The 12,448-nt window shown below is 44.5% G+C and carries 8 protein-coding genes and 1 tRNA gene; all 9 read left to right on the forward strand.

From position 1 onward, the window contains the following. Positions 1-92 precede the first annotated feature (92 nt). Positions 93-1,634, forward strand: coding sequence for a 2-isopropylmalate synthase (locus KAI37_RS07095; protein ID WP_025724101.1), 1,542 nt, complete (start codon positions 93-95; stop codon positions 1,632-1,634). Positions 1,635-1,838: 204 nt separating this feature from the next. Continuing rightward, a complete protein-coding gene (gene leuB / locus KAI37_RS07100) occupies positions 1,839-2,915 on the forward strand; it encodes a 3-isopropylmalate dehydrogenase (protein ID WP_028542967.1) in 1,077 nt (358 codons plus the stop codon). Positions 2,916-3,236: 321 nt separating this feature from the next. Next, positions 3,237-3,776: a peroxiredoxin gene (locus KAI37_RS07105; RefSeq protein WP_023987763.1), complete on the forward strand. Its 540-nt coding sequence runs from the start codon at positions 3,237-3,239 to the stop codon at positions 3,774-3,776. A 260-nt stretch (positions 3,777-4,036) separates the two neighbouring features. Then, positions 4,037-4,453: a hypothetical protein gene (locus KAI37_RS07110; RefSeq protein WP_013309391.1), complete on the forward strand. Its 417-nt coding sequence runs from the start codon at positions 4,037-4,039 to the stop codon at positions 4,451-4,453. Between the two features lie 337 nt (positions 4,454-4,790). After that, a complete protein-coding gene (locus KAI37_RS07115) occupies positions 4,791-5,894 on the forward strand; it encodes an ATP-binding protein (protein ID WP_071640044.1) in 1,104 nt (367 codons plus the stop codon). Between the two features lie 341 nt (positions 5,895-6,235). Further along, the gene (locus KAI37_RS07120; RefSeq protein WP_071640045.1) at positions 6,236-8,377 is read left to right on the forward strand and encodes a putative bifunctional diguanylate cyclase/phosphodiesterase; all 2,142 of its coding nucleotides are present in this window, start codon (positions 6,236-6,238) and stop codon (positions 8,375-8,377) included. Positions 8,378-8,484: 107 nt separating this feature from the next. Next, positions 8,485-8,555 (forward strand) — tRNA-Gly (locus KAI37_RS07125). 271 nt (positions 8,556-8,826) lie between these two features. After that, complete coding sequence (locus KAI37_RS07130) at positions 8,827-9,867, forward strand: polysaccharide lyase family 1 protein (RefSeq protein ID WP_220030976.1); 1,041 nt, start codon at positions 8,827-8,829, stop codon at positions 9,865-9,867. A 366-nt stretch (positions 9,868-10,233) separates the two neighbouring features. Continuing rightward, a complete protein-coding gene (gene abc-f, locus KAI37_RS07135) occupies positions 10,234-12,084 on the forward strand; it encodes a ribosomal protection-like ABC-F family protein (RefSeq protein ID WP_220030977.1) in 1,851 nt (616 codons plus the stop codon). Positions 12,085-12,448: the final 364 nt, after the last annotated feature.

The following is a 12,448-nucleotide window of genomic DNA, read 5'->3' on the forward strand; positions in this document are numbered from 1 at the left end:
ATTATTTATAAATATTAATTACAATGCGGCCCTGCTTATTGCGTGAGCCGCATTGTAATTTAAGGGTCCTAATCCTGAGGAGGTGCGTTAGGTTGCGCAAAATATATATATTTGACACAACGTTGAGAGACGGAGAACAGTCACCTGGCGTGAACTTGAATACTCGTGAGAAAGTGGAGATCGCTCATCAGTTGGAGAAGCTGGGAATCGATCGTATGGAGGCTGGGTTCCCGGCTGCTTCTCCGGGTGATCTGGCGGCTGTTAATGCAGTAGCAAAAGCTGTAAAAAATTCGACGGTTATTGGCCTTTCACGTGCAAGGGAACAGGATATTGATGCGGTTCGCGAGGCACTCAAGGGAGCTCAGGACCCGTGTATCCATATCTTTTTGGCAACTTCACCTATTCACCGTCAGCATAAGCTGCGGATGGAGAAGGCACAGGTATTGGAAACCGCTCGTGCTGCCATACGCTATGGGTTGAAATATTTGCCTAAAGTGGAGTTTTCTTTGGAGGATGCAGGTCGTACAGAGCTTGATTTTGTGGTTGAAATGGTCACAATGGCTGTACAAGAAGGGGCTTCTGTCGTCAATATTCCAGATACGGTAGGTTACTTGACACCCTACGAGTATGGAAATATATTCAAACACATTAAGGAAAATGTGGTCGATGTGGAGAAGATTCAATTGAGTGCACATTGCCACAATGACCTCGGAATGGCTACCGCTAATACACTTGCTGCCATTCTGAACGGTGCGGATCAGATCGAGGGAACCATTAATGGTATCGGTGAACGCGCTGGGAACACGGCTATTGAGGAAATCGCTATGGCACTGGAGACGAGACAGGAATTTTTTCAGGCCAAAACGTCTCTTCAATTGTCTGAAATTGCGCGCACGAGCCGTTTGGTTAGCCGTTTGACGGGGATGGTAGTGCCGGGCAACAAGGCGATTGTTGGAGCCAATGCTTTTGCGCACGAATCAGGTATTCATCAAGACGGTATGCTGAAAGAGAAAACGACCTATGAAATCATGACACCAGAAAGTATCGGTCTGAAAGAAAGCAAACTGGTACTCGGTAAGCACTCAGGTCGTCATGCTTTCCGTGAGCGTTTGATCGAGCTGGGCTATGAATTGAACGAAGAAGATCTGAATCGCGCTTTTGGGCAGTTCAAGGATTTGGCTGATAAGAAGAAGGAAGTTTCGGACGATGATATTTTGGCATTGCTGGAAGAAAAATTGGCCGATGCACCTGAAGTCTTCAAGCTGGAAACCATCTTTGTTACCTATGGGAACAAGGCTACGCCTTCCGCACAAGTGCGTCTGGTTAACGATGAGGGTCAGGTTATCGAGACAGAAGCTGAAGGAAATGGTTCAGTCGATGCGATCTATAATGCGATTGACCAAGCCAGCAGCGAGAGCGTTGTACTTTCAGATTACTCCATCAAGTCTGTTACCCATGGTAAGGACGCTCTGGGTGAAGTCCATGTGGTGCTGACGCAAAACGGACTGTCTGTACAGGGACGCGGGGTAAGCACCGATATTCTGGAAGCAAGTGCTCGGGCTTACGTGGATGCGCTGAATGGTTTGATCGACAAGCGTAAAAACTACAGTAATCGAGTAGATTATAAATCTTAATTATATGCAGACTTAAGAGTTGGATATATACAGGATCGGGTGTTTCCGGTCCTGTTTTCTTTTTCTCTGATGAAAAAACAAGCTTATAGGCTGTGCCTATTGAATTGATAGATTCTATATCTTGGTCAAAGCCCTGCCATGTATGTTACAAAGAAGGTATGAAAAATACAGTTGTATAGCTGTATAACAAGAGGAGTGTACGTGATGGCAGACGTTAAAAAGATTGCGGTAATAGCGGGAGATGGAATTGGACCGGAAGTGGTCGCAGAGGCAGAGAAAATTTTGAAACGTACGGAAGAAGTGTTCGGTCTTTCATTTGAAACGGAGCATGCGCTGTTCGGTGGGATTGCCATTGATAAGAAGGGCACACCATTGCCAGAAGAAACACTGGCAGTATGTCAATCAGCAGATGCTGTTCTGCTGGGGGCGGTAGGAGGACCGCAATGGGACAACAATCCAAAGGAACTTCGTCCTGAAACCGGATTGCTGGGCATTCGCAAAGAGCTTGGTCTGTTTTCGAATCTTCGTCCTGCTGTGGTCTTCGACTGCCTCAAGGACGCGTCTACATTGAAACCGGAAGTGTTGGAAGGAACGGACCTGATCGTGGTGCGCGAACTGACGGGCGGCATTTATTTCGGTGAGAAGTTCAGACGAGAAAGTCCTCAAGGTGAGGAAGCCGTTGATACTTGTGCATATAATGTAACAGAGGTAGAGCGTATAGTGCGCCAATCTTTCGAAATTGCACAAAAACGTCGCAAAAAACTTGCATCGGTGGATAAGGCTAATGTACTGGAAACCTCCCGTTTATGGCGTGAAGTAGTTAACCGGGTTGCTGTAGACTACCCGGATGTCGAGCTGGAGCATGTATTGGTTGATAACTGTGCCATGCAATTGCTACGTCGTCCATCTAGCTTTGACGTCATCGTGACGGAAAATATGTTTGGTGACATTCTCAGTGATGAAGCGGCTATGCTGACCGGATCCATCGGCATGCTCTCCTCCGCATCACTTGGACAAGGCAGCTTTGGCCTATACGAGCCGGTACATGGCTCGGCGCCTGACATTGCAGGTCAAGGGCTGGCGAATCCCATTGCAACGATTTTGTCCGTTGCTTTGATGTTCCGTCTCACCTTCGGGTACGAGAAGGCAGCTGATGCCATTGAGAAAGCGGTAGCTGAGGTACTGGATGCAGGGCACCGTACGGCGGATATTGCGGTGGATAAATCTCAAGCGATCTCGACAACTCAAATGGGCGATCTAATCGCAGCAGCTATTCGTTAAAAGCTCCGTAAATGTACCCGTTCTGAAAAAAAGCTTCCTATTATATAGTAAGGTTATACAGTACAGCCTTTTCGGCAAATGTTTAGCACAGTAGCTCCTGAGTAATCAGGAGCTACTTGTATATTCGAAAGTTCAAAATGTGAATAAGTTGTGAATTTTTAAGCTAGTTTAAAATAATTATAAAAAAGTAATGGTTACAATATTGACTTTGATTTCAGCGAATGATAACATTTATCAAGTAAGTTGTTCATTACAATACAGATGATTGAGGAAAGCACATTCGGTGTTTTTCTTACATATTTTAAAGGAGGATTTCATATTATGGCAGAAAGATTGGTAGGAAGACCCGCCCCTGATTTTGCATTGGAAACAGTGACTGGAGACGGTCAAGAATTTGGTTCGGTGAAGCTTTCCGATTACCGTGGCAAGTGGCTCGTATTTTTCTTCTATCCACTGGATTTCACTTTTGTGTGCCCTACGGAAATTACAGCATTGAGCGATGCTGCTGACCAATTCAAAGAGCTGGATACTGAAATTCTGGGTATCAGTGTAGACTCCGTGCACAGTCACAAAGCATGGATTAACACAGCTAAAGAAAACAACGGTCTGGGCAAACTGAACTTCCCATTGGCTTCTGACATCACGAAAAAAACAGCAAGCGATTATGGCGTTCTGATCGAAGAAGAAGGCGTTGCATTGCGCGGCTTGTTCATCATTGATCCAGAAGGCGAATTGAAATATCAAGTGGTTAACCACAACGACGTAGGCCGCAGTGTGGAAGAAACTTTGCGTGTACTGCAAGCTTTACAATCCGGTGGCTTGTGCCCAATGAACTGGAAACCAGGCGATCAAAATCTGTAATATAAGCTTCACAAGTTAAAATTAAACAAGCAAGCCCCCAACTAGCGGTTACTCTGCCGTTATTGGGGGCTTGCTTGCCTGCTCTGTGCAGCGGAAGATGTGAGGATAGCCTGATTAAATGAGACATTACAGAGTGAAGTAACAAATAATTATGGAAATGTTGTTGTGTTCTGGAGGAATTTTGCCTGATGAAAGCGAATAAGGTATTGTAGAAGATAAACAAGGCAGAACAGGTTTTGTTCAGAGGAGGCTGAGCCCGGATGAGTTATTGCTGTGGAGCAAGCATGGTAGGAACCAAGGGAACGCTGAAGCATTACCGCACCCAAGTTCATAATGTTCCTTTGCTGTTTTGCCCGGTATGTCGTCGCATTGAAGTTCATTATAAAGTCGAAAATGAGTATGAAATTCTGGCTGAATATGCACATGGAGATGGAGCAACCGAGATTGATTTTCAGGATTATGTCATGGAAGATGATGATACGATATTTGAAAATTGTGTGAATCGTGAAAGTGAAGATGCGTTTGAAATTGTGAAGCGTCAAATTGACATATCCCTGGATTTATTGATGGTAGCCAAACAGATGAATGATGAAAAATGGCAGGGAGAGCTTAAGAGAAGACTGGCCGTTATGAGCCAAAGACGATCCCGGCTTCAACATAATAAGAGCGGCAGTTGACATCCTACACACCAAAGAAGCTCTCAATTCTGGAGAGCTTCTTTGGTGTGTAGGGCGCTTGTTCCTAACGTAATCTTTCATTTTGGTAATGTTGCGCAGATATTATGACGAAAGAAAACAGGATAAAAATGTGGATTCGACACTTTTTCCGATTGACTGCGATCCTTAATCTTGTCTATCATAAAATAAGACTCGAATTGGAAAGAGATGGTCGGATTTCTGTGAAACTGTTTTCTACACCATTGAAGGGTAGTCGATAGATGCCTTTCTCTTCTTCAAGATTATTACGCGTCCGATACGGCCAGTTTGTCATTCCGAAACAAGGGGGAAGCCTGGCATGATCAGTGAATTCCAAGAAGCCTTGCTTGATACCGTGGGAGCTTGTCCTTCCACACAGATCGCCAATAACAAGTATGAAAATGTGCTGGAGAACCTGGATAGTGGTATCATGCTGTTTGACAGTGACGGGGTACTGACCTTTATTAACGTGCAAATGGCGAAATTGCTGGAGCTACCACGGAGTTCGCTAGCAGGTCGCAATTTGATGCAAATTTTGCATCATCCTGAGTTAAGTCGGTTTAAGAAGAAGAAAATCATGCGGATTTATAAAGAAACTATCTTTCATAGAAAGCGCTATCATGAGTTGATTGATGAGTATGGTCGGCATTGGTTGATAACAGTGACCTATGGTGATCAGATGGATGGCGATTTTTTGTTTAGCGTCAAAGATGTGTCGGATTATAAGCAGATTGAGCAGACGGCGTATCAAAACGATAAGCTGGCAATGCTGGGACGCATCTCTGCCTCTATCGCCCATGAAATCCGTAACCCGCTTACCGCAATCCGGGGTTTTATTCAATTGCTTCGACCGCATTTGGTGGAATTGGGCAGGGATGAGTATGCTCGCATTATATTAACAGAAATTGATCGTGCGAACGACATTATTTATGAGTTCTTAAATTCGTCCAAGCCTTCGGCTCCGCAAAAAACGGCTGTATCTGTGATGGGGCTGCTGAAAGAGGTAGTGATGCTGACAGAAAGCGAAGCATTGATGAAGGGTTGCCAGATTGCATTGGACGAAAATAATGAGCTCATGAAGGTTTCCATTGACGTGAAGCAGATTAAGCAGGTTATCCTCAATATGATTAAAAATGCGATGGATGCCATTGAAAGCATTGGTGGGGAGCGAGAGGGCTGTATCGATATCCATACAGTGCTTGAGGGCAATTATGTTCACATTTGTATTGGAGATAACGGTTTAGGTATGGATCATAATACCTTGGCGCGTTTATTTGATCCTTTTTTTACAACAAAAGAAAGTGGAACCGGATTGGGATTGGCTGTGAGCTATCGAATTATCAAAAATCACGGAGGCTTCATACATGTAGACAGTAAACATGGAAGTGGCACACAATTTAAAATCACGCTTCCTGTAGTTTAATATGGGGAGGTTTTCGCAGAGGGGTCCTGTACATACTATTTCTTTTATGTTGTGCAGCGTTGGGGTATAGGTATCACCTTTTTGGAAAAGGTTGTCTGAAGCGCATAATCTGACAAGATGATGCGCTTTTTTGGTGCTGTAAGCTCGGTTATTTGCGTAAATGCGAAAATGAATTCACGAATTTAAGACAAAAAAATGATTCACCTTTCACAGATTAAATGCTATTATATACCAGAATACAACATTATTTTTGATACTATAGACTTAAACAACGGCTTCCAAAGCTGTCAAACGTCTTAGATGATCGGAATCTCCGATATGCAGGGGGCTGAAGAGGCTGAATGAGTATACGGCTGGAAGTAAAAAAAACGATAGGTATCGGCATTGCTTCGATAGTTTTGTTTGTCTTGGTTCAGTTATTTCACGTAACTTTGAATAAGATATACTCCCATAATGTTTTTTTCTTGTTATATCCGATTGTAGGATTTGCCTGTGCTGCGATTTGTTTTTCTATTTTTTATCAATCCTGGTCCGTTTTACTGGAACAGTTATCTTTGCAGAGGCTTCTTATTGCCCCGACGTTTTTGGTGGCTGGTCTGCTTTACCTTGTTCATATTGTTTCGTTTAGTTTCGTAAGCCTGACGGACTTTGCTTTGTCTTCGGGCATTTCGTTATGGCTGCTATTTGTAAATCGTGCCTTTACCGCTGTCTTGCTCTTATGTGTTTGTTTCCTCCCGTTTAGCAAGACGAAGTCTGAATACAAAACAGTGGCTTTGTGGGCGGGGATAGGCTGCACTTTGCTGATTCTAGGAGTTATTAAGACATTTGGTGCAGGCTTACCGGATCTACGTATACGATACGAAATAGGCAACCTGGGTTGGACGTTAAATCTGGCTGTGATGTTACTGCTTGTGCTCACTTTTATATTCGGGGTGAGAAAATATCGGAAAGCCCGCCCGGCAGAGTTGGGCATGTTGCTTATTATTCGTGGGATTGGGCTGTGTGTTGTGAGTCAGTTGTTCTATTTATTTGCTGAGCAAATGAGCGATATTAATCACCTTCTGGGACTTTTGACCAACGCGATAGCATTTTATAATATGTTGAGCGGGCTGGTTCGGTTGATGGTTCTGGTTCCTTATCGTGAAAAGCAGGCAGCAGAATCTGAGTTTAATCACATTGCTTATAATGATGATATAACAGGACTCCCCAATCGTCGTCGCCTTTCCCAACGCTTAGATAAAATATTGCGCAAATCATTAAAATCGGATGAGACAGTAGCGCTTTTAGTGCTAAATATTGATCGTTTCAAGGCAATTAATGATTCGCTTGGACATATGGCAGGGAATTATTTGCTGTATGCAGTAGGCGAACGCTTAGGGCATTTTAGCCATGAAGGGGAAGCTGTCTTTAGCATGGGTGGAGATGAATTTGCCTTTCTTCTAACGGGATACGAAGATACAGATGCTATGAGAAATCGTATTGATGATATGGTGAAGCTGTTCGATCAGCCTTTCGATATTGATGGTGAGTCTTATCATGTGACGGTGAGCGTTGGTATAGCTTTATACCCGTTGGATGCGAATCAGAGTGAACAGCTTATTCAGCAGGCGGATACGGCTGTCCATAGTGCCAAAGAGCAGGGAGTGAATTTTCAGCGGTATGCCAGCGTGATGCAGATGCGAGCGCATGAAAGACTCCAGCTGGAAAATGATCTGCGGCGAGCGCTTGAAAATGAGGAATTTTCATTGGTATATCAACCACGTGTCCACCTGCAAAGTGGCGAGCTCACGAGTTTGGAGGCGCTGGTGCGCTGGAATCATCCTCATCGTGGGATGGTGATGCCGGGCGATTTTATTCCGGTGGCTGAAGAAAGTGGTTTAATTGTGCCCTTGGGGGAATGGGTGTTGAGGGAGGCCTGTCTGCAAAATAAGCAGTGGCAGGAGCTCGGGTACCCACCAATCCCGATTTCGGTCAATTTATCCATGCGCCAATTTCAGCAAAAAAAGCTGGTGGATGTAATTCGGGGCATTTTGGCCTATACGGAACTTGAAGCACGCTATCTAGAGCTGGAGATTACCGAAAGTATGACCTTTGATAAGGATCGGGCCTTTGAACAGTTGAAAAAAATAAAGGCTATTGGTGTCGCAATCAGTATTGATGATTTTGGAACTGGCTATAGCTCATTGCATTATTTGAAGAATCTCCCGATTGATCGTCTAAAAATTGACCGTTCCTTTGTAAATGAGGTACTGGTCGACAGCAAAAATGCGGCAATTGTATCTACTATTGCCTCCATGGCTCACCATTTGAAGCTGAAGGTTACGGCTGAAGGGGTGGAAAATGAGGAGCAACTTCATTTTTTGCAGGCACAGGATTGTCATGAGGGTCAGGGATATTACTTTAGTCGCCCCATTCCGGCAGAAGTCTTTGAAAAATTGTTTTTACGTAAACCTATGAATTGGCTGGCTCAGGATAGTTTGTAGTATGCTTGCGTTTTGCTGAAAGGTAAGTTATACTAAATAACATCCTGATTCAGCTGCTTGACGATAGGTTGAGCGTGTCATACATAAGAATCGAGATGTTATAAAATGCGGGTGTAGTTCAATGGTAGAACTTCAGCCTTCCAAGCTGATAGCGTGGGTTCGATTCCCATCACCCGCTTACTGTTATAAGATGTTCGGAACCCTTGTGACGCAAGGGTTTTTGTTTTGTTTGGAGCTGGATAAATACATTATAGCCGGGGTGCCAACGGGGTATCACGGCTTTTTTGCGTTCTTACGAACTATTTTTACATTGCTGTACAAAATAAAATATAAAATATTTAGCTTATATGCTATAAATAAACAGATAAAAAGAACTATTTACCAATTGCTAAAAAATAAGTATAGTCGCATTGTTGGGATTTAACTAAAAAAAGGATGGTGTAGCTGCAATGAGGAAATTTTCTTTTCTGTTTTTAGCATTAACTTTGCTGCTGTTTACTTTTCCAGCAAGTTCTACGTTCGCCGCTGCTGATTTTCCAAATACGTCGACGAATGGAATGACTGGTTTTGCCGGACAGGCTAAAAGTGAAAATGGAGCTACGAAGTCTGCCACAACGGGGGGAAAAGGTGGTCAGGTCATCTATATCAATAATCTAAACGATTTGAAAAACCAGTTAGGGGATTCAACTTCTAAAATTCTGGTAATCGAAAAAAATATTTCTGCCTCCTCTAAAACCGTGGTCAACATTGGTTCCAACAAATCACTCATTGGTTCTTACGCGCAAAACAAGCTGGTTAACATTCATTTGAAAACAACAAATAATTCGGGAAATGTGATCTTTCAAAATTTAACTTTTGAGCACAGTGCCAACATTAACGGTAACGATGACATCCAACTTTATCTTACGGCAGGTACAAATTATTGGATTGATCATGTTACATTTGCAGGTCACAATTATAATGCGAATGGCTCGGATCTGGACAAACTTTTGTACATAGGTCAATCGGCTGATTATGTAACCATTAGTAACTCCAAATTTGCCAATCATAAATATGGTCTCATTTTGGGATACCCTGATGATGGCAATAAAAATTATGATGGCATGCCCCATATCACGATCGCTAATAATTACTTTGAAAACTTGCTTGTACGTGGCCCAGGACTTATGAGATATGGATATTTCCATGTTAAAAATAATTATATTAATAATTTCCAGCTTGCTTACACCATTGCTACGAATGCAAGAATCTATTCTGAGTACAACTACTTTGGAAAAGGTAGTGAAAAGGGCGGTATTCTTGATGATAAAGCCAATGGCGAGTTTAAAGATGTGGGGAGTTTTCCCGCTATCAACAACCAAAAATCGCGTGTAACCAACTGGAACCCAAGCAAAAACTATAGCTATCAGGTTCAGACTCCTGAATATACTAAAGAGTTTGTAACGAAATATGCAGGTTCGTCTAATACAACTTTGGTATTTGGAAAATAACGCGGGTTACTTGCAAATGTGTTGTGATCTGCTATACTGACTGCAAGTAAGTATCCCATGAAAAGGAAGGTAACCATACGTCCGATGAAGTAAGCACACTGATTTTCCCACTTAACTGCACAGTTACTGGCAGGCGGCTGTAAGCTGCAACGGGAGAAGTGTGTCTGAAAATGAATGTAGGGACGTATGCGTTTATTCCGAAACGGGATTGGCTTATTCGTTTGCGGTGTTATTTTTCATAAGCGTATGTTCTGAAACGATTCATAACAGTCATTCTATATTCCTTGTATGCAAGCCGCAGCCTTCTGCGGCTTTTTTTATTGCTTCCGGGATCAAAAAACCGGACTGGGAAAGGATGATCGTGGTATGAGAACAATTTTGCGTATTCGCAATGTAGTAAAGGATTGGAACGGGACATCTTTATTTGAGAATGTGTCGCTGGATGTTATGGAAGGGGAACGGCTCGCACTGTTTGGAAGAAATGGAGCAGGTAAAACGACGCTATTGCGAATATTACTGGGAGATGAAGCACCAACCTATGGTCAAGTAGAGCATGATTTGCCACTGGAAGAGCGGGGCTGGCTGAAGCAGCAGGATACGGTGGCTTGGTCTCGAACCGCACTGGAGGCCGCACAGCAGGCCAGCCCTCGGCATTGGCGTCTCAAGCAAGCGTTGGGACAGCTGGAAGCTGACCTAGCCGATGCTGGGAAGGATATGGAGCATCATCTGGAGCGTTACGGCGAGCTGATGGATGAATACGAACGCCTGCAAGGCTTTGCCTGGGAGTCTGAGGTGGAAAAGGCGCTCACTCGAATGGGAATGCCTGTTCAGACGTGGTCCATTGCTTATGGTGACCTGAGTGGCGGGCAGAAGACGAGAGTGCGATTGGCCGGACTCATGGTCAGGCAGCCGAAGCTGCTGGTGTTGGATGAGCCGACCAACCATTTGGATGCCGAAAGCTTGCTTTGGCTGGAGCAGTGGCTGTCTACGTATCCGGGAACGCTGCTGTTTGTATCGCATGACAGAGCCTTTTTGGATCAGGTGGCTACGAGTATAGTTGAGCTCACATCGACAGGTATTGGGCGCTATAAAGGCGGCTATAAGGAATATAAAGCGCAAAAGGAGCGGGAACTGCGAGAGCAGGAAGCCAGCTATAGAAAGCAGGAGCTGGCGAAACAGGCGCTGGAGGAAACGATTCGAAATTACAGGGAATGGTTTCATCAGGCGCAGCGTGGCGCATCCAAGGTTGAGATGGCCGTTACGCAGAGCTTTTATAAGGCCAAGGCTAAAAAAAATATTTCCCGTTATCATGCGAAGGAGAAGGAACTGGAGCGACTAGAGGCCAATAGAGTAGAGCAACCGCGTGAGGCTGCGTCTTTGCACATGAAATTAAGTGACAGCGGGTTTCAGGCAAAATATTTGTTGCGTGCTGAGCAGGTCGACTTTAGCTACGACGACCGTATCATTGTGAAAAATCTAAATCTGATCGTTGCACGTGGAGACCGTCTGGCTGTTCGGGGGCCCAATGGAATTGGTAAAACCACGCTGCTTCGGTTATTAACAGGTCAACTGGAGCCGCAGACAGGAAAAATCACTGCCAACCCACAGTTGAACATCGGATATTTTTCACAGGAGTTGGAGCAACTTCCGGAGGATCGAACGTTGCTGGACAGTCTGCTTGCGCTCCCGACGATGACTCAAACAGAAGCGAGAACGGTTTTGGGCTGCTTTCTTTTTGCGAAAGAGGACGTGTTTAAAAGGATAGGGACACTCAGTATGGGAGAAAAATGCAGGGTAGCTTTTCTGCGTCTGTACTTTAGTGGAGCCAATCTGCTGGTGCTGGATGAACCGACGAATTATTTTGACATTGAAACCCGTGAAATTGTAGAGGATTCTTTGCGTAACTATGATGGAGCACTGGTGCTCGTCTCACATGATCGGGAGCTGGTGAGGTGCACGGCAACTCGGTTACTCGATATGAAGCCGGGGGGCGGATATGAAATCTATGAGGGGACAGCCGACGAAAAGCAAGAAGATGAGCGGAGCCGTCAACGGGAGCCAGAAGACCAGGAGCGGCGTGAGGAACGTCTTCGGTTACAATTGCGTCTTACAGAGTTGATGGGAATGACGGGCACGAATGACGAAAATGAGAAGTTGTTGAGCGAAATCAGGCGCATTCGTGCAAATCTGGAGCGGTTGGATGATCTCGATATCTAAAGAAATGAAACGTATGCCCTGCTTGCCAAAGCGCGGTAGTTTGCATATAATAATGAACAATAGTTCGAATTTTTGAAAATGTCTTGATGGAGAAGAGTAGACAGTGTCCGATTGAACAGGGAGGAAGCGCCGTAGGATTGAGAGCGTTTCTGCAAATACTGGGCTGTTGAAGTTCGCTCCGGAGCAGTTCCTTGAACCTCAGGCGCCATGTGAATGGCGAATGTGCAAGTAGGGGATACCGGTTCACGACCGTTACAACGTGCAGAGCGAGACAATGATGCATAGCATGAACAATCACCTGTAACTAGTTGCCGTAAGGCTGAACGCCGGGTGAGCTGAGCTTATTGTCTAACGAGGGTGGTAC

Origin of the sequence: Paenibacillus sp. S25, from assembly GCF_019454085.1 — a bacterium.
Classification (GTDB): domain Bacteria; phylum Bacillota; class Bacilli; order Paenibacillales; family Paenibacillaceae; genus Paenibacillus; species Paenibacillus polymyxa_B.